The sequence below is a fragment of the Bacillus cereus group sp. BfR-BA-01347 genome (genome assembly GCF_022663835.1).
GTDB classification, from domain to species: Bacteria; Bacillota; Bacilli; order Bacillales; family Bacillaceae_G; genus Bacillus_A; species Bacillus_A thuringiensis_K.
The window spans coordinates 51,828-70,859 of the sequence record NZ_JAKUGG010000012.1 but is presented as its reverse complement, the minus strand read 5'-3'; the positions used below and the strand labels follow the sequence as shown (position 1 = coordinate 70,859).

Genomic DNA, 19,032 nt, shown 5'->3' with positions numbered 1-19,032 from the left:
GATATATCGACCGTAACTTGAAATATATCAACGATTTTCAAAATATATCAGCGCAACTCGAATTATATCAGCGATTTTTCGAATATATCGACTTACCGACAAAAACTGACAAGATATAATCGGACCGCCCATTACTGCAGGATAAAAAAGAGGTTGTTCCGACTCGGAACAACCTCTTTCTTCTTATGCAAATAGCTCTTCTAAAATTTTCAGTTTATCTTCTGTATATTTTACGAAGCCATCGTTATATGATTTTGGATCTTTCGGATTTGCGAAGTGCGTAATTGCTCCTGTCTTCGGATGAACAAATTTACTTGATGCACCACAACCAAGTCCGATAATTGATTGTACTTCTTCCATAATGACAATGTTGTAAATACTTTCTTGCCTCGGCATTGCATAACCAACGTTCTCTAAGTTACCTAAAATATTCTTTTGACGATATAGGTAATATGGTACGTAATTATGCTTTTGCGTCCACTCTTCTGCTTCGTGCATCATCGCTGTAATTTCTTCGCGACCTGCTACTTTATATTTACGTTTGTTTTGCGTCATTTCAGAAGCACGTTTAAATGATAACGTATGAACTGTTAATGATTCTGGCATTAACTTTTCTGTTTCATCTAACGTATGTTTGAAGATATCTAACCCTTCACCAGGAAGACCAATAATTAAGTCCATATTAATATTGTTCATTCCCATTTCACGAGCTAAATGGTATTTCTCAATTGTTTCTTCTACAGTATGATGACGTCCAATTGCTTTTAGTGTCTCTTGATGGTATGACTGCGGATTAATACTAATACGGTCAATGTTCCATTTATTTAACACTTCTAGCTTTGCTGGCGTAATTGTATCTGGGCGGCCTGCCTCAACTGTTACTTCACGCACATTTTTCACATCTGGGAATGCTTCATACATTTCTTCATACAGCATATCCATCTCTTCTGCTGTAATACTTGTCGGTGTACCGCCACCGTAATAAATCGTCGTAACTGTTACACCTTTTTCTTTTAAAAACTTACCAATTTCACGAACTTCATAATGTAAACCACCTAAGAACGAATCAACAGAGCCTTGGCGTCCATTAATCGCATAAGCCGGGAATGTACAATATGCACACTTCGTTGGGCAGAACGGAATACCGATATAAATACTTACTTCTTCTTTCAAACGGTATAAATCCGGAATAACTGCTAATTGGCAATCAACAATGCGCTGAAGAAGTTCAATTTTCTCTTCATGAATTAAATAACTTTCACGAAGCTCTTGATGCGCTTCTTCTTTTGACATACCATTTTGAAGCATTTTATGAAGAAGTTTCGTCGGACGTACTCCCGTTAAAATACCCCAGCTTTGTTCAATACCAGTTAACTGCTGAAGAACAGAAAGATATACATAAGAAACAACGTGTTTCACTTGCTTCATACGCTCTTTTTCATCTGTGAAAGCAGATAAATCTTTCGAGAATGTTTCTTCATACACATTTCCTGTGCTAACATCCGTTAATCGAGCGGATGCTTTCACATTATCCTCAATGTGTATATCAACGATAAGATTCGCTTCCTCTTGTTCAAATCCAATCGTACTATCTTCAAAAAATAAGCCGCCAATATTTTGTAGCGGACGTAAAAAACGATCATCTTGTAACGTTTTAATTGAAATTAACAACATTATCACCTTTTCATTTGCAAACTCTCTTTAGTTTACTTGAAGGGCGTTTACAGGTCAATACAGAAGGTTTTACCTGTTTCTCTTACATTTTTTCAAATAATTCTTTTTATGAATATCGCTCATGTATATAGACATCATCATTTTCTCTTGTTAAAATTTATTAGTATTAAAATCGATACATAGTGAAAATACAATATAAAAAGGAGGAATGTTAACACTAGATTCCATAATCTAATGTGTTAAAAACAAATATGAAAAAGAAATTTTATAGTGTTTTAACTCTCTCTCTTGCATTACAAACTGTTCTTGCACCTACTTATTCATTTGCAGAGAGTGCTGAAAAATCCGCTGAAGTATATACGGAAGATCAAGTTTTTAAAAGTATTAAAGAGCATGTTAATGAGCATAGTACTCATGAAGAAGATATCGAGGTTACTGGTCAATTCCTACTATACACTTCAAAAAAACATTCATTATATACCGCGAATGATTTAAAAAACAAATCGAATATCGAGATTACAGAACAAGTCGTAACGGCGACAAAGAAAAAAGGAAATGCTTATTACATAACGACGCCAACTGGCGCTGGATGGATAGATAACAATGATAATAGTTTAGAAGTTCAAGAGATTCATAAACTATCTAACCAAAAATTAATCGTAAAAGAAGAAGCTTCCATACATGCCCTTCCGTTCCAATCATTTAAAGAAGAAGGGAAACTACAGCCACAAGTCATAACTCCTACTGAACAAGCTGGAAATTGGTTTAAAGTCCAAATAAATGAAACAGCAAAATGGATTTATGCACCTGCTGCTACATTTGAAGGTACAAAAGCTTCATTATTAAAAAACAGTCGTACTGCTAAAAATAGTTTATTGAGATCGCCAGAAGCTCTACAAACAAACAATATTTATGGCGTTACATTTAAAGAAATGATTGTCCCAAAAGGAAATGACGATATTCGCCCTGGCTACCCGATGGTACCTAAATATATTACGATTCACGAAACAGCTAATACAGCGAAGGGTGCCAATGCTCTAAATCATGCAAAATTCTTAGATAATCAAGCACGCGGAACAGCTGATCGCGCCGCATCTTGGCATTTCACAGTAGATGATAAAGAAATTTATCAACATCTTCCAGTAAATGAAGTTGGATGGCATGCTGGAAATAAAACTGGAAACTATGAATCTATCGGAATTGAAATTGCCGTTAATCAAGATGGAAACTATGAAAAAGCGGTAGAAAATGCCCGTAAATTGGCAGCTTATTTAATGAACGACTTAAATATTTCTCTAGATAAGGTCCAAAAACACCAATTTTGGTCAGGAAAAAACTGCCCTGCGTTTATGATTCAACGCGGACAATGGGATGCTTTCTTAAAAGGAACTGAAACATACTATAAGGAAAACCAAAAAAATCCCGTAACTGATGACATTACAGGTGGATGGTATGAACAAGACATTCGTCAATTAGCAGCTAGAGGCATTATGCAAGGAGAAGGGAACGGCAAGTACTTCCCAGAACGTCTTGTAACGCGTGCTGAATTTGCTACACTAATTACTCGTGCTTTACAATTACCAAGTGGAAATGCTAATTTCACAGACTTAGAACAAGTACACCCATCGTTAAGAGACGGTATTAATCGTGCAGCAAGCGCAGGCATAATCCGCGGACGTGGTGATAATACATTTGATCCAAATACTACAATTACACGCGAAGAAGCTGTTATTATGATTGATCGTTCTCTAAAACACGCTGGTATTTTTGCAAAACAAGTTGAACTACCATTCGTAGACCAAAACTTAATTTACGCTAAAGAAGAAGTACAAAGAGTGTATGGATATGGAATTGTAAAAGGTAATGAATTTAATCAATTCGTACCAAAAGGACCATCACAACGTGCACACGCAGCTGCATTTATAAACAGAATGCTTAGCGTAATTGAAGCTTAACATATTTATCATTCCATATAGATATTTTCATTTTATCTGTATTCACTTAAAAGGCATCAGAGACTATATATCTCTGATGCCTTTTATACATCTGTTAGCTATTTTTAGCCATGAATCTTAAACGTATTCCTAATAACAGAAGCATAAAACCGATGAATGGAACGTAATTCGTATTGTGTCCTGTAGCTGGAAGTTGTTGATTATTAGAAGAACCTTGTCCTTTTTCTGGTAAATTAGGTTTTTCTACTCCCTCACCTGGTTTTTCTGTTCCTTCTCCCGGCTTCTCTGTTCCTTCATCTGGCTTCTCTGTTCCTTCTCCTGGCTTTTCTGTTCCTTCTCCTGGCTTTTCTGTTCCTTCTCCTGGCTTTTCTGTTCCTTCTCCTGGCTTTTCTGTTCCTTCTCCTGGCTTCTCTGTTCCTTCTCCTGGCTTTTCTGTTCCTTCTCCTGGCTTCTCTGTTCCTTCTCCTGGCTTCTCTGTTCCTTCACCCGGCTTTTCTGTTCCTTCTCCTGGCTTCCCTGTTTCTTCACCTGGCTTCCCTGTTTCTTCACCTGGCTTTTCTGTTCCTTCACCTGGTTTTTCTGTTCCTTCACCTGGTTTTTCCGGACCTTTTTCTGTATCTTTTTTATTTGTAATTTGAAGCTTTACAACTTCAATTTTTTCATTAGAAATCGTAAATTTCATTTCCTTATCGGATAAAGTATATCCTTCTGGCGCTTGGATTTCTTTTAAAGTGTAATCTCCTGGTTCTAACTTCTTAGAAGTCGCTTTACCGCTCTTGTTTGTTGTTAATGTGTCGATTTTTGTTCCGTCTTTCCAAATTTCAAACACTGCGCCTGCTAAAGTTTTATTTGTATTATTGGCATCTACCTTTGTAATTTCTAATTGACCTGTAATTTCTTCTTTCACTTTTTCATTCATAACTTCTTGTTTTACTACTTCGTTCGCTATAACGTTTACTTCTACTGTTACTTCTAACGCCTTATAACCTTCTGGCGCTTTTGTTTCCTCTAACGTGTACTTTCCTGGCACTAAGTTTTCGAATTTCACAACACCTTCTTTATTCGTTGTTTTCGCTTCTCCAACTACTTGACCAGCTTCGTTCTTTAATTTAAATTCTGCACCTGCTAGAACTGTTCCACTCTCTGCATCCTTTTTGATTACTTGTAAGCTTCCTAGTTCTTTCGCATTTTCTATTTGTACTTCTACTAACTTGTTTGCTTCCACAACGACTTCAATTTCTTCTTTTAACAATTTATATCCTTGTGGTGCTTTCGTTTCTTTTAATGTATACTTTCCTGGTTCTAATTTCTGTGAAACTACTTTACCAGTTTTATCTGTTCGTAACGTATCTACTTTTTTACCATCTTTATACACTTCGAATTCTGCATCTGATAATACTTTCGTTTTATCTTCCGCATCTACTTTCACGATTTCGAATTGACCCGTTACTTTTTCGGGGATCTTTTTATTCACCACATCTACAGTCACTACTTTATTAGCCTCTACATCAATAGAAACTGAACTAGATGATAATTCATATCCTTTTGGTGCTTCTACTTCTTTTAATGTATAGCTTCCAACTGGAAGTTGTTTCGATAAGGCTTCACCTTTATCATCTGTAACAATTGTTTCCACAACTTTCCCATCTTTATCGATAACATCAAATTTTGCACCTGGTAGAAGTTGACCAGATTCACTATCTTTTTTCAATAATTTAAATTGGCCATTCTCTACTTTTCTCGTATTCTTCATAACAAGTTCAATTACGTTTGTATTATCAATTGTTACTTTGACTGGTGTATCAACTTTTATATATCCTTCTGGTGCATTTATTTCTTTTACAAAATAGTCACCAAATGGTAAATCTTTAACTTCCGCAATACCCTTTTCGTTTGTTGTAACAGTAGCCACAACGTTATTATCTTTGTCTATAACATCAAATTTTGCATCTTTTAAAACAATGTTTTCATCATTTTCATCAACTTTTTTAATTTGTAAATGTCCTTTTTCAGCTGCTGGCTTATTCCACTTTGGCCAGTTAAATTTAAAATTATGAACCTCAAAACCATCTCTTTGGTGTAATCCTCCAACATAGGCTTGTCCATTAATAGAACCACCTTTTGTTTCTACAACTGCATTAGGTGCAAACACACTACCTACTACACCATAACCTTTAGTTGTTATCTTTGTAGCATTAGGAAATACCCAAATTACCTTACTAGCTAACTCAGTAAAAGATGAATTAGGGTCGTATGCTTGAGATGTATTAATTAAATCCGTCGCCATCCCAGTATTTCTTGTATCATACAAAATTGCACCGCCACCAAAACTCACTTCTTCTGCATCTGAATAAATAACAATAAAGTCTTTATTCTCTACATTCGGAAGAAAAACGTCTTTTACATCAAATGTTTTCTTTCCCGTTTGGCCTGAAGAGACATAAATATTAGGGTTGTTTACATCTTCACCGATTCCAAAGCTCATATTAGGTTTTGGCTTATCAGTGTGTAGTTTACTTGCATCCCCAATTACACCATCGACGTCTTTTCTAAATTCTTTAAACTTAGCATCAATCTCCGCTTGCTCTTTATAAGAGATACGGTCATATGATGTTTTCATTGCGCCATCTGGGTCACCGTCTTTTGTCATCGCCACTGTTCCATCTTGAATAATTACTTGTCCTGCTCCCGCTTTCGTAAATTGACCGCCTAGTAATAATGATGGATATCCTTCATCTACCCAAGTTGCTCCAGCTAAGTTATTTGCTCCAGTTGCAGCCGCTACGACTGTATAACTTGATGCGTTCATATTTTTCTGAACAGCCATCGCACCTTCAATATCCGCACTCGTTGCACTATGATCTCCAAAAATGATGGTATTGTAATAAGATACATCACCTAAACCTTTTAATTCTGTTGTAGCTGCCTCTGCTTTAAATGGTAAGTGGATTAAAAAATTCATACATATTAGTAATACAACTATTAAACTACTACTTAACTTTTTAATTTTTTGATTAAATGATTTCCTCAAGAAATTCATTCCCCCTTTTAAACTTCCTAAAATCACAAAAAGAAGTACATATCATATGTACCAAACCTTACTCACATTAACTTAAAATAATCCATTTAAATAAAACAAAGAAACACTACAACTACTTAATAAGATTGCTACAATTCATTTTTGAAATAATACGTGAACTAAACTGTCATGCGGAAATACTTTTACGTATGGGAGCCCAATAAAATTAATCTGAAGAATATTTCATGTGGTGTAACTGTTTTGGCAACATCATCCACTTTACATTAGTTTTCTGAAGGATTCAAGTGAATTGTATGGATTTCGTACACAATTCATATTTTAAAACGATTTCACTGTTTTTAATAAGATAAACAAAAAAACGTAGCCAAAAAGCTACGTTTTTCTTTCATCGTTTCGGTGTATTTTTATGATTCTTCAAAAACGGAAGCGGGAATTGCTTACGGAAATGCTCTTTAATCATATACTCTACACCGTTTTCGCTATTTGAACGTGTAATCCAATCTGCTGCTTGCTTTAATTCTACAGGTGCGTTCCCCATCGCTACCCCAAGTCCCACGTTTTCAATAACTTCTAAATCTTCCATACTATCTCCAATCGCAACCATTTCATTTAGCGAAATATTTAAATGCTCTCCAAGCAATTGTAATCCACGTAATTTTGATACATTTTGTGGTAAAATTTCTATTCGTTTTGAATCACATTCAACATACTCTACATCTTGGAACGCTTTTCTTAATGTATTTAGCCCGCGTTCTTTTTCACCTTTAGTTTGGAAAAGAACATCAATTTTTGGCGCCGCTACCGGATGATCACGAAGCGCATCACCTAACGAATCTACAAATTGAACTGGATAAAATAACGGATCTGCGCTTGATAATACAGTGCGCGCAATTAAGTTTGGTGTATTTCTCTCACGATTTCCGATTGAAAACCGTTCATGAGAAATACGTACGTTACAATCAAAGTGCTCTAACACTTGCACAATGTTAAAAGTCTTCTCTTCAGATAATCTTCTTTGAACGTACGGCTTATCTAACGTTGCTGAAACGAAAGCACCACCATGTGTCACTAATATAGAATCTAATTTTAACGCTTTTGCTACTTTATGAGCGGATTGAAAATTACGACTCGTAAATAATGTAACGTATACATCTTTTCTTTTCACAAATTCAATTGTTTCTCTTAATCCTTTTGCAATTTTTCCGTTGTTGTATAGTAGTGTCCCATCTATATTAAGAGCTAGTAAGCGATAAATCATGTCACACTCCCCCTCTTCGCTGTTGTACTCTATCCATAATTTATGAAATAAATGTAGCAAATAGAACGAGTTAGAATTACTACTGAAAATTTGGTTTACTATATACATATACACTTAGCAAAGGAGATAGTACAATGCAGGCACCACCTTCCTTTTATGAAGGCGATACGTTAGAAGTCGCAAAGAAATTACTCGGACAGAAACTTGTACATATTGTAGACGGAGTAAAACGAAGCGGAATCATTGTAGAAGTAGAAGCATACAAAGGTCCCGATGATAAAGCCGCACATAGTTACGGAGGTAGACGAACGGACCGTACAGAAGTCATGTTTGGTGCACCGGGACATGCTTACGTATATTTAATTTACGGTATGTATCATTGTTTTAACGTCATTACAGCGCCAGTTGGCACCCCGCAAGGTGTTCTCATTCGAGCCCTTGAGCCGGTAGATGGAATAGAAGAAATAAAACTAGCACGCTTCAACAAAACCGACATTACAAAAGCCCAGTATAAAAATGTAACGAACGGCCCTGGCAAACTATGCCGTGCCCTCGGAATTACTTTAGAAGAACGAGGTGTATCCTTACAAAGTGATACATTACATATTGAACTCGTCCCAGAAGAAGAACACCTATCATCACAATATAAAATAACAGCAGGACCTCGTATTAACATCGACTATGCGGAAGAAGCTGTACATTATCCGTGGCGTTTTTATTATGAAGGACATCCGTTCGTTTCAAAGAAATAAGCGATATCAACGATTTTTCAAATATATCTATCGTAACTTACAATATATCAACGGTTCGACAAGAAATATCGATTTATCGACAAATAATAACATTACGAATAAAAGAAGACTGTTCCATTTTGGAACAGTCTTTCCCTCTTACTCTGCACCTTCCGCAGTTGCAATATTATCCTCTAAATTTTCTCTTGATAATTCAGCCTTCATAAAATCTGCTGTTTCTGGAAGTGCTAAATGCATATGAGCTTTTTGACAAATTTGAATCGTGCAGTTTTCTACAACATAGTCGAAAACATGTCCGCCTCCGCTTCTTTCATCATCAATGTAATGTAAGTGGAATCCAGCTACCCCAATACCTTGTGCATAATCCGGTGTCCAAAATCCAGCAAGCGTACCTTCTGTATTTTCAAACGAAAAGATTGGTTGCGATTTCGTCACTTCAACGAGTGGTGTATACGGTTTTTCTTGTCTTGGAACAGTTCTCGTTCTTACTTCACGGAACGTACCGTCCATTCGAATAGCGTAAAATAAGTTTTTACTTGGCATTAATTCATGTAATAACGCTTCAACTTCTTCACGATTCATCGGACGCTCTACCGTATAACTCATTTCTTTTTCAAAAAACGTTACAGTCGCAAATGGCGTTGTTTCTTCTGGCTCTACTTTTTCCGCTGAACCGTCTGAACGTAAATGATAAAATCCATTATCAAATGCAATCATTTCACCGTCTAATTGATCAAATGTGCCGATGCCGAAATCACCATGTTTTTTCAAATCTTCAAAGCTAATCACACCATCATATATACCATCTAATAGCGCAAGCATTGTAGATGTTTGATATACTTCATTACTCATTTTCGTTTTTTTTGCATCAATATCAATTAATTGCGCAACAGTCATCTCAAATCTGCCTCCATTAGTTTAGTTGGTTTGGTAATAATTTTTCGCTTAATTTAATGTTATCACGGTAGTCGATTGGAATATCAATAATGACAGGGCCGTCTGCTGCTAATGCGGATTTTAATACCCCTTCTAATTCATCAGGCGTGTTAACACGAAGACCTAACGCCCCGAAACTTTCCGCATATTTCACAAGATCAACATCGCCAAACTCTGTAGCTGATGTTCTGCCGTATTTCATCATTTGTTGGAATGCAACCATATCATATGTGCCGTCTCTCCAAACAAGGTGGACGATTGGAGAATTTAAACGTACCGCCGTTTCTAACTCCATCGCTGAGAATAAGAAACCACCGTCACCTGATACGGAAACTACTTTTTTACCTGGTTCTACTAAAGTAGCTGCGATTGCCCAAGGAAGTGCAACACCTAACGTTTGCATGCCGTTACTAAATAATAATCTACGTGGTTCATAAGAACGGAAACATCTCGCCATCCAAATAGAATGGGAACCGATGTCACATGTAACGGTTGTATCGTCACTAATTAAAGAACGAAGTGTACGAATCACTTGAAGTGGATGCGTAACACCTTCTGCAGGACGATTTGGAACTTCTGCTTGTTCTGATAATTTCGCGCGTAATCGTTCTAATACCGCTTCTGATTTCGTACTTAATACAAGTTTCGGTAATTTCTCCGCGATGCTATTTACCGTTAAGGCAATATCACCAATTAATTCACGCTCTGGTTGGTAATCATGGTCGATATCTGCTTGATGGTCGTCAAGATGAATAATCGTTCTGTCGCCAAGTTTATTCCAGAACTTTGGATCATACTCGATTGGATCATAACCAATTGAAATAACAAGGTCTGCTTCTTCTAGTAAAATATCACCTGGTTGGTTACGGAATAATCCAACGCGGCCGAAGAAATGATCTTCTAACTCACGTGAAATCGCACCAGCTGCTTGATATGTTTCAACGACAGGAAGTTCTGTATCCGCAATTAATTTACGAACAGCTTTCGTCACTTCATTTGTGCTCGCTCTCATACCGAGTAAAATAACTGGTAATTTCGCTGATTTTATTTTTTCTACTACATATGTAATATCATGTGTGGGAGCGATTCCAAGCTGTGGCTTAGAAAGCGCACCGATAGACTCTACAGTTGTTTCCGCAGTCATAACGTCTTGCGGCAGACTTACTAAAGTAGCGCCTGGATTTGTGGAAGTTGCACTTCGGAATGCATTTGATAATGCTTCTGGCACATTATCAGGATGCTCTACTTCTACGCTATATTTTGTGATTGGTTCGAATAGTGCAGCATTATCCATAGATTGATGCGTACGTTTTAATCGATCCGTACGAGGTACTGCACCAGCTAAAGCAACAACGGGATCACTCTCCGCATTCGCAGTAACAAGACCTGTCGCTAAATTTGATGTCCCTGGTCCTGAAGTTACAAGACATACGCCCGGTTTCCCTGTTAATCTACCAATAGCAGCTGCCATAAATGCTGCGTTTTGTTCATGACGACAAACGATTAACTCTGGTCCTCTTTCTTGCAATACATCAAATACAGAGTCAATCTTCGCTCCTGGAATACCGAAAACATGTGTAACACCTTGTTTAATTAAACAATCAACAACAAGATCTGCTCCTTTTGTTTTTGTCTTCACGTCGTTTGCTTTTACATCTGTACTCAAAACTAATCACCCTTTATTTCATAATGTGTGTAATAAAGATTTTAATTTCACCTAGTTAATTAATGTGGTGAAGTATCGTTATCATTATATTACAAATGCATTATTTTTCCAACAATATGAATTCGACATTATTTTGACAAGATTCAAAGAATGCGCTTACAACCTTTTGTTTATCTTAAAATAACATTTTTATATCTCTTCTAAAAATACGCAAAAATATTTCCATCCATTTATAATATTAAAAATTTTATAGTACCTTGCAAAGAACAATAGTAAGTGATATATTTGTAAATAATGGAATAACCATTATTTGGAATGTTATTCACAATCTATATCTCCTTTCAAAAAGTAGATATAGATTGTGTGTGCTGTTTAGAAAAAAGATAGGATTTTCAGCCATAATTCATCATTTTATAAAGGAAAGTGATTGTTATGAACAAAAGTGAATTTTTAGAGCAACTTAGTTCTTCCCTACGGAATATGCATATTTTAGAAAAGGAGGATATTATCTCGGAGTACGAAACTCATTTTATTAGTGGTAAACAGGATGGAATATCTGAAGAGGAAATTTCTAAAAAACTAGGAAACCCTAAAACTATCGCTAAAGAACTTAACGTTTCATATGCAATAAGCAACGCTGACAATAGGCGCAGCCTAAAAAACATTATGAAAGCACTGTTTTCTGTTATGAGCTTAAGTGTTTTAAACTTTATATTTATCATTATCGCCTTTTTCGTATTACTCTTTCTATTACCGCTTCTTCTAGCACTTATAATTGCTACACCGTTATTAATTATTTCGCCTATATTATTAATAGGGTTAGGATTCTTTAAAGGGTTTCATCAAATCAGTTATTCCGATGTTTACAATGTATTCATAGCTTTTTGCATCGGCTTACTAATATCAGTCATATGTTATCAAATAATAAAACATCTATACGTAGCTTTAGTTAAGTATTTGAAATGGAATGTAGCTATTTTGCAACGACACTAATGCAAAAGGAGATTAAGATGAAAAATTATATTTTATACCCACTCATGTTACTTACAATGTTATTTCTATCAGCTTGTTCAAACAGTGTACAGCCTAAGAAAAAAAATGATGTACAATCTATCAAAGATGTTGTTATTAAAGTTCCAGAAAATATATTTAGTTCCTCAAAGAAAAATGAAACTATTAGTGAAGACGAAATGAAACAAAATATAAAAAGTTATTTAAATTATAGCGGAGAGTTAGACGAAAATATCGTTCCACTTTCATCCACTACATCCGATGAAAATATCACTGAATCTGACCGAGAAAAATTACAAAAACTAATAGAATTAGCGAAACAAAATGATACAAACTTCCATAATTTTATTAGTAATAATACAATCCCTGATGATTACAAAAAGCCTTCAAAAGAAATATATGAATTTATTTCATCATCTACAGCACTTTCAGTAGAACTAGATCAAGAATTAGACAAACTCGCTCAAGATGGTAAATTATTCAAAACTGATTTCTCTTTTACAAAGCGCTTTGAGAAAGCTAATGGTAGGAAGCAAAAAGAAATTGAAAAGTTTTTGAAGGAAAAGAACATTAAAACTTCAATTAACAGCAATAAAAAAATTAGATGTATTACATACCCCTTTCAAAATAACCAATAAGAAATGGCTATTTTGAAAGGGAGTTTTTGTGGTATAACTATTAAATTCCCTAAACAAAAAAGACGCTCCCATAGGAGCGTCTTCCACTATTACGCTTGTTGTTGCGCGCTATATAATTCTTCAAGTGGCTTCATGATAATTTTGTTAACGTCACCGATTACAACGTTTAGGCGTTGCTCAGTTTCCATTAATTTTGTAATTTTAGCATCTTGTTGAATGCGAGCTACAACTTCTTGTGCCTGTTGGTTGTCTTCTTCAGTGATTTCTTGGCCTTGCATCATTTTTTGTTGTAAGCTAAGTTGCATTGTACGGAACTCATCGAATAAGTTCTTTGAAGCCGCATCAGCTTGAACTGCTGCGTAGCTCTCTTTTAAAGTTTTGAAGTCTTCGTTTTCAGCGATTGCTTTTTGTAATTCATATGCAACATCATGAATGTTCTTTGTCATTTTATTTTTCCTCCTTTAGAAGGCTAGCGCTTTTCACTCGCACTGCCTTTTCAGTGCATTTACATACGCACCTCTTCTTACCATATCAAACTATGCAAGAGATGTGAAGAAATTTCACTTTTATTTCTATGTACTCACCTTATTATCTAAGAAACAATAGTAACAATCCTTGTACGAGTCCGATCATTCCGCCTAATAACGCTCCTAAATACGTAATCATTTTCAATTCGTTTTTCGTAATAGACAGAACTAGGTCTTCTAATCTTTCTGTTGAAAATGTAGACACCTCTTGCTGGACAATTTCCGCAAGGTGTAGATTGTTTAGTATACTCTCTACATTTTCTGTTCCCCACTTCAAGCCTTTCGTTACTGTGCTTGGAACCACTTTTTCAATAATTGTTTCTCGAACTGGTTCACATACTTGCTGAACAGATTGATTTAAAAACTTACTCACTGTTTCCTCTACTTTAACTGCTGACAGCACGGAGCTTACAATCATTTCTTTCTCTACAAATGCTTCTAATTCTTTTACATCTCTTCCTTTTAACTTTTCCCACTCTTTTTGCAGTACATCAGTTAAAAGCTGCTTTGTACCATCTTGACCTAAAAACTTAATAACTTCTGGCTGCACACGATCCACTACACTTACATTTCCTAAAAACATTCCGACTAAGTTAAGTAGCGTTCCGCGAGAAGCAAAGAAATCATCAATCATTTTTGAAAGACGCGCTTTCCCTTCTTCACTTTCAAAAAAGCTAATTCCTCGCTCTAAAATAAACGCCGAGGCATTCGGAATCGCATTCTCTATCTTTTCATGTACAGAATGAGGTAAAGCCTGTTCCCATGTATATGTATAATACTCTGCTAAAAATGCATGAATTTTTTCTGTAATCACATGTTCGATTTTTCGAATCGCTTCATCTTCTACATGCGCTACATTCCATTTCTCTAACATATGTCGCAGTGATTGTTCATTCGTAATTACTTTATCCACTTCTACTTTGGCCCAGTGGATTAAACCTTTTTGAAACTCTTCATTTGTTAACTTCTTTCCGATTCCTTCTGGTGTTAACAAATGCTCTACAACCATTTTCCCTAATTGAACAGCAAGTTCATCACGACGCTTCGGAATTAATCCTGGTGTAAATGGAACTTGAAACTTTCCGATATAAATAGGACGATGAGGACGAAATAACATTTTTATCGCTAGATGATTCGTATATCCCCCAATAATTGCTCCGAGTCCTGTCGTCGTTAACATATTTAACCATATATTCATTACAATCAACCTTTCACTTCTCCAAAACTATAGCATATCATCATACGGACAAAAGTATAATGGTATAAAAACGTATTTGCAATATATAGCTTCGCCTTTTATGCAAATAGTAGTAAAGGAGTGATTTCGTTGGTTCTCGGCCTTTTAACTTCTAAACTTCATTATGAGCAAACGTATTACACCGAAATCGCTAAACGCGCTCGGCTTTATCATAATGTCGTTGCCCAGTTTACGCCATTTTGTATTGATTCTAAAACAGACCTTGTTTCTGGTCTTATTTACGATACAGATACAGGAAAATGGAAAGAGCAAACATTCCCTATTCCTTCTTATATATATGATCGTTATTCTTTTCACGAGGAAACAGACTTTGAAAAAGCAAAATCAATTATTCACTCTTTGCACAACCGTCCTTCCACTACCTTTTTAAATAACACACTTATTAACTTAAGTGAACTACATGATTTATTTCTTACTAATAAAAAACTGTCTCCTTATATACCAAAATTTGAAGTGGCAACGATACAAATCATTTTCAAACTGTTGTTAAAAACTAAAGATATTATTATACGCCCCACTAATATACATTCTAAAGATAACTTATATCGAGTCGCTTACAAAAATAAAACGTTTCATATCGATACAGTAAATGAAAAATACCATACTTCTATTCCAATCAAGAGGACAGATGAATTTATATCTTGGTGTAAATCTAACATACGTTCATCACGCTACATAGTGCATACTATGCTACAACCACCAAATCAATTAACATATCCACTGCACATTCGAACCATTTTGCAAAAAAACAAAGAACAAACTTGGAATGTTATCGGTCAATTTATACAAAAAAGCTCATTTCCTAATCAGCTTTTACCCTCAGCAACGGACGATGATTCATTGCATTCATTTTCAAAAATTAAATACGTACTATCTAGTACAGGTGTGCAACTATTACACGACGCTTTACACGACATTATAAATGAAGTATTCCAAACACTAGATCAGTCTTATTCTTCGTTATTTGAACTAGAACTTTCCACAATTATGGATCAAAAAGGTGCAATCTGGCTTATGTATGTCAACACGATCCCTCCTTACGAACAATACATTCGTCATAGTGATTCATTAGCTGAAAAGATATTTCACGGACCACTTAAATTCAGTCGCTTTACACCATAATGAAAGGAGGTAAACCGATTTTGAAAGAACATATATATACATTAAATATTTCAGATGAACATCCAAATAGCATTACTTTACCTTACGTTTTTTCTATTACACCACCTATTACATCCCTCTCCTTCGGCATACGTCATATAGCAAGTGAAGAGGTGAAAATTCATTATTCCTTTACTCGCGAAATTATTATCGGAAAACATATTGCCGAAAAACTTTTACTGCCTCAATCAACTACTATTCATGCATTCACACAAAACCAAACGATTATTTTCGGACCATTGATTGGCATTTTTACAACTGGCTTTAACGATGATTCTTCTAACCCTTTAGGAAATCGTTCAATTGCTCTCAGTGAGTTGTTAACACCACCATTCTCATTACGACCGTTCGTATTCGTCTTTGGCGTTCAACATATAAACTGGGAAGAAGAAACGATTGAAGGATATTTCTTTCAAGAGAAACAATGGATAAAGAAAAAAGTCCCTTTACCAAATGTCATTTACGATCGATTACCGAATCGACAAGCGGAAAATTATAAACCAATTGTCAGAGCAAAAAGAAAGTTAGAACATGACTACTCCATCCCATGGTTTAACCCAGGTTTTTTCAATAAATGGGAAGTTCATCAACTTCTTATGAAAGACGAATCAATTAAACCCTTATTACCACATACAGAAACATTTCAGCATTTTGAACAAGTAGAACGGTTTCTTGGCACGTATAAATCAGTGTACATGAAACCAATACACGGGAGCTTTGGTAGAAATATTCATCAAATATTTTATTCTCAAACAGAGAATTGCTACTACTGTCGTTATCGCGAAAATGAAGAAAATAAACTGAGAAAGTATCAATCATTAGAAACTCTTCTAAACCACTTATTAAAAGGACATGATTTAAAAAAGTTTATCGTACAGCAAGGTATTTCGTTACTTCGCTTCGATGGGCAACCTGTTGATTTCCGCATTCATACAAATAAAAATCATTTCGGTAATTGGATAGTTAGTGCAATTGTCGCCAAAATTGCCGGCAAAGGCAGTTTAACAACGCACGTAAATAGCGGCGGTGATACAAAATTATTACAAGAGCTTTTTCCAGATTCAACGAAACAAGTTCAAATTGAAAATAAATTAAAACATACTGCCTTACAAATAAGTTACGCGCTCGATGAACAAGTAACCGGAAATATTGGAGAAATCGGTTTTGATATCGGTTTAGACACAAAGGAAAATCCGTGGCTCTTTGAAGCCAACTCTAAACCTGGGCGAACTGTATTCCAAGATGCCAAATTAAAAGAACAAAGTGAACTGACACGCCAATTATTTTACGAATATGCCATCTACTTAACTGAACATTCTTTACGTGATACAAAAGAAAAAATGTCTCAAATAAAATCAGGGGCTTCATCAAACACCGAACATATCCCTTCTCCTATGATTCACTCACAAATACAAAAACAAAAACTTCCACCTAGATAATAAGGTGGAAGTTTTCTATTTACACAAGTTTTACTACAACCTCAGTTTCCACGTTACATACTCCGCAATAAAAAATATGATTGCAATATTCATTTGAATTATTATGCGTTAAACCATCTACTGCACTTAATAATTCTTGATCCATATAGGCACTATAATCGTCTATGTAATCTACAGACTTCCCATAATCTTGGAGTATACTTTGGCAATTTTGACAAGAATATGTTTGTGATTCTAATGCGTTGCAAAGCGGGCAAATCCCCATCATGATTCCTCCATACATTATCGTTTAAAGCCTCTCTTTTTTAGAGTGAAGAAAGAAAGAAAGCAACCTATCCAGGCATAGGAGCGGTCACTCCACCACTACTTAAAAATAGAACTATAAAGTTGCTACCGATTTCATTTCAATAAATCATAAATAAGAAGCTAATGATTAGCCTACAAGTAATAGGCTACAAAGAGAAAAATATATTTAATATCCCTCTTAGTTTGGCCTGTTTTCTTAAAAATACAACGATTACTCTTATTTCATAATTTACGAAATCAATAAGTTTTTTTGACAAAATTTACAAATTATTATTTTGTATATCTTTCTAGGTAACATCCATACTATGAGTACAAACTTAATTACCGATGGATTAGCGCCAACCGGGGCGATAATCTGGTTCAACTCCAGCTAGTCCAACCAAAAAAACTTTTATAACTCTAAGGAGGATATATTCCTATGGCAAACCAAAATTCTTCAAATCAATTAGTAGTACCAGGTGCAACAGCTGCAATCGATCAAATGAAGTACGAAATCGCTCAAGAATTTGGTGTACAATTAGGAGCAGATTCTACGGCTCGCGCTAACGGTTCAGTTGGTGGAGAAATCACAAAACGTCTAGTTGCAATGGCTGAGCAAAGCCTTGGCGGATTCCACAAATAAATATATATGGCAAAAAGGTCTCAAGGCATATGCCTTGAGACCTTCCTTAATTTATTGCAACATTTGTAAAAACTTCTTCGTACGTTCTTCTTTTGGATTTGTAAATACTTCTTCTGGTGTACCTTGTTCGACAACGACACCACCATCCATGAAGATAACACGGTTCGCAATTTGATGTGCAAAACGCATTTCGTGCGTTACAATAACCATCGTCATGCCTTCTTTAGCAAGTTCTTTCATTACTTTCAGAACTTCTTGAACGAGTTCAGGATCAAGCGCTGACGTCGGCTCATCAAATAGTAACACTTCCGGCTCCATCGCAAGCGCACGCGCAATTCCAACGCGCTGTTGTTGTCCGCCTGATAATTGGAACGGATATAAATCCACTTTATCTGCTAAACCAACTTTTTCAAGGAAATAGTTTGCTTTTTTCTTCGCTTCTTCTTTCCCCATCTTTTTCACTGTAACGAGCCCTTCCATTACATTTTGAAGTGCTGTTAAATGCGGGAATAAATTATGGTGCTGGAATACCATACCTGTTTGCGTACGAAGATTAACAATATCTTTCTTCGTTACTTTTTGAGAGAAGTTAAGCTCTTTATTACCGATACGAATATTACCAGCGTTTGGTGTTTCTAATACATTGAGACAACGTAAGAATGTCGTTTTACCAGATCCAGACGGCCCAATAATAACAACAACCTCGCCCTTCTCAACTGTTAAATCTATATGCTTTAGTACGGTATTATCTCCGAAACTTTTTTGTAAGTGCTGAATTGAAATCATAAA

The 19,032-nt window shown here is 35.6% G+C and carries 16 protein-coding genes; 7 read left to right on the top strand and 9 right to left on the bottom strand.

The window, feature by feature from the left end; genetic code table 11:
* Positions 1-183: 183 nt before the first annotated feature.
* Entirely contained in the window at positions 184-1,674 is a 1,491-nt protein-coding gene (locus MR143_RS17960) for a coproporphyrinogen III oxidase (RefSeq protein WP_131250495.1), read from the bottom strand.
* Between the two features lie 251 nt (positions 1,675-1,925).
* Here MR143_RS17960 and MR143_RS17955 point away from each other — a divergent pair, with 251 nt between their 5' ends.
* On the top strand, positions 1,926-3,629 hold the full coding sequence (locus tag MR143_RS17955; protein ID WP_002181961.1) for an S-layer homology domain-containing protein: 1,704 nt from the start codon (positions 1,926-1,928) through the stop codon (positions 3,627-3,629).
* A 94-nt stretch (positions 3,630-3,723) separates the two neighbouring features.
* On the opposite strand, the gene MR143_RS17950 is transcribed toward MR143_RS17955, so the two are convergent.
* Complete coding sequence (locus MR143_RS17950) at positions 3,724-6,660, bottom strand: SpaA isopeptide-forming pilin-related protein (protein WP_242280878.1); 2,937 nt, start codon at positions 6,658-6,660, stop codon at positions 3,724-3,726.
* 394 nt (positions 6,661-7,054) lie between these two features.
* Positions 7,055-7,927: a Cof-type HAD-IIB family hydrolase gene (locus tag MR143_RS17945; protein ID WP_000640430.1), complete on the bottom strand. Its 873-nt coding sequence runs from the start codon at positions 7,925-7,927 to the stop codon at positions 7,055-7,057.
* A gap of 134 nt (positions 7,928-8,061) precedes the next feature.
* On the opposite strand from MR143_RS17945, the gene MR143_RS17940 reads away from it, so the two are divergent.
* Complete coding sequence (locus tag MR143_RS17940) at positions 8,062-8,679, top strand: DNA-3-methyladenine glycosylase (RefSeq protein WP_199717837.1); 618 nt, start codon at positions 8,062-8,064, stop codon at positions 8,677-8,679.
* A 138-nt stretch (positions 8,680-8,817) separates the two neighbouring features.
* Here MR143_RS17940 and alsD read toward each other — a convergent pair whose 3' ends face one another.
* Entirely contained in the window at positions 8,818-9,576 is a 759-nt protein-coding gene (alsD, locus tag MR143_RS17935) for an alpha-acetolactate decarboxylase (protein ID WP_000215009.1), read from the bottom strand.
* A 16-nt stretch (positions 9,577-9,592) separates the two neighbouring features.
* A complete protein-coding gene (gene alsS, locus MR143_RS17930; protein ID WP_000102394.1) occupies positions 9,593-11,281 on the bottom strand; it encodes an acetolactate synthase AlsS in 1,689 nt (562 codons plus the stop codon).
* A 432-nt stretch (positions 11,282-11,713) separates the two neighbouring features.
* Between alsS and MR143_RS17925 the strand changes: the two genes are divergently transcribed.
* Together MR143_RS17925 and MR143_RS17920 are read left to right on the top strand one after the other, a co-directional pair.
* On the top strand, positions 11,714-12,274 hold the full coding sequence (locus MR143_RS17925) for an HAAS signaling domain-containing protein (protein ID WP_001042959.1): 561 nt from the start codon (positions 11,714-11,716) through the stop codon (positions 12,272-12,274).
* Between the two features lie 17 nt (positions 12,275-12,291).
* Positions 12,292-12,930, top strand: a complete 639-nt coding sequence (locus MR143_RS17920; protein WP_000800760.1) for an NDxxF motif lipoprotein — start codon at positions 12,292-12,294, stop codon at positions 12,928-12,930.
* Between the two features lie 89 nt (positions 12,931-13,019).
* Here MR143_RS17920 and MR143_RS17915 read toward each other — a convergent pair whose 3' ends face one another.
* Together MR143_RS17915 and MR143_RS17910 are read right to left on the bottom strand one after the other, a co-directional pair.
* Positions 13,020-13,376, bottom strand: a complete 357-nt coding sequence (locus MR143_RS17915) for a YlbF/YmcA family competence regulator (protein ID WP_000164612.1) — start codon at positions 13,374-13,376, stop codon at positions 13,020-13,022.
* A 142-nt stretch (positions 13,377-13,518) separates the two neighbouring features.
* Complete coding sequence (locus MR143_RS17910) at positions 13,519-14,655, bottom strand: DUF445 domain-containing protein (RefSeq protein ID WP_061884832.1); 1,137 nt, start codon at positions 14,653-14,655, stop codon at positions 13,519-13,521.
* A 129-nt stretch (positions 14,656-14,784) separates the two neighbouring features.
* Between MR143_RS17910 and MR143_RS17905 the strand changes: the two genes are divergently transcribed.
* Positions 14,785-15,837, top strand: coding sequence for a YheC/YheD family endospore coat-associated protein (locus MR143_RS17905; RefSeq protein WP_000242822.1), 1,053 nt, complete (start codon positions 14,785-14,787; stop codon positions 15,835-15,837).
* A 20-nt stretch (positions 15,838-15,857) separates the two neighbouring features.
* On the top strand, positions 15,858-17,315 hold the full coding sequence (locus tag MR143_RS17900; protein WP_000658098.1) for a YheC/YheD family endospore coat-associated protein: 1,458 nt from the start codon (positions 15,858-15,860) through the stop codon (positions 17,313-17,315).
* Positions 17,316-17,334: 19 nt separating this feature from the next.
* On the opposite strand, the gene MR143_RS17895 is transcribed toward MR143_RS17900, so the two are convergent.
* Positions 17,335-17,580 carry a hypothetical protein gene (locus MR143_RS17895; protein ID WP_000510474.1) on the bottom strand — a complete coding sequence of 82 codons (246 nt, stop codon included), beginning with the start codon at positions 17,578-17,580 and terminating at the stop codon, positions 17,335-17,337.
* Positions 17,581-18,039: 459 nt separating this feature from the next.
* Here MR143_RS17895 and sasP point away from each other — a divergent pair, with 459 nt between their 5' ends.
* The gene (gene sasP, locus MR143_RS17890) at positions 18,040-18,243 is read left to right on the top strand and encodes a small acid-soluble spore protein, SasP family (RefSeq protein WP_000013338.1); all 204 of its coding nucleotides are present in this window, start codon (positions 18,040-18,042) and stop codon (positions 18,241-18,243) included.
* Positions 18,244-18,294: 51 nt separating this feature from the next.
* Here sasP and MR143_RS17885 read toward each other — a convergent pair whose 3' ends face one another.
* Positions 18,295-19,029, bottom strand: a complete 735-nt coding sequence (locus MR143_RS17885) for an amino acid ABC transporter ATP-binding protein (RefSeq protein ID WP_000623610.1) — start codon at positions 19,027-19,029, stop codon at positions 18,295-18,297.
* Between the last annotated feature and the right edge of the window lie 3 nt (positions 19,030-19,032).

Bases quoted from the DNA above. Each gene is read 5' to 3' on its own strand.
- sasP (WP_000013338.1), top strand. From the start codon at position 18,040: ATGGCAAACCAAAATTCTTCAAATCAATTAGTAGTACCAGGTGCAACA.
- MR143_RS17925 (WP_001042959.1), top strand. From the start codon at position 11,714: ATGAACAAAAGTGAATTTTTAGAGCAACTTAGTTCTTCCCTACGGAAT.
- MR143_RS17940 (WP_199717837.1), top strand. From the start codon at position 8,062: ATGCAGGCACCACCTTCCTTTTATGAAGGCGATACGTTAGAAGTCGCA.
- MR143_RS17955 (WP_002181961.1), top strand. From the start codon at position 1,926: ATGAAAAAGAAATTTTATAGTGTTTTAACTCTCTCTCTTGCATTACAA.
- MR143_RS17895 (WP_000510474.1), bottom strand. From the start codon at position 17,580: ATGGGGATTTGCCCGCTTTGCAACGCATTAGAATCACAAACATATTCT.
- MR143_RS17910 (WP_061884832.1), bottom strand. From the start codon at position 14,655: ATGAATATATGGTTAAATATGTTAACGACGACAGGACTCGGAGCAATT.
- MR143_RS17960 (WP_131250495.1), bottom strand. From the start codon at position 1,674: ATGTTGTTAATTTCAATTAAAACGTTACAAGATGATCGTTTTTTACGT.
- MR143_RS17920 (WP_000800760.1), top strand. From the start codon at position 12,292: ATGAAAAATTATATTTTATACCCACTCATGTTACTTACAATGTTATTT.
- MR143_RS17915 (WP_000164612.1), bottom strand. From the start codon at position 13,376: ATGACAAAGAACATTCATGATGTTGCATATGAATTACAAAAAGCAATC.
- alsD (WP_000215009.1), bottom strand. From the start codon at position 9,576: ATGACTGTTGCGCAATTAATTGATATTGATGCAAAAAAAACGAAAATG.
- MR143_RS17885 (WP_000623610.1), bottom strand. From the start codon at position 19,029: ATGATTTCAATTCAGCACTTACAAAAAAGTTTCGGAGATAATACCGTA.
- MR143_RS17945 (WP_000640430.1), bottom strand. From the start codon at position 7,927: ATGATTTATCGCTTACTAGCTCTTAATATAGATGGGACACTACTATAC.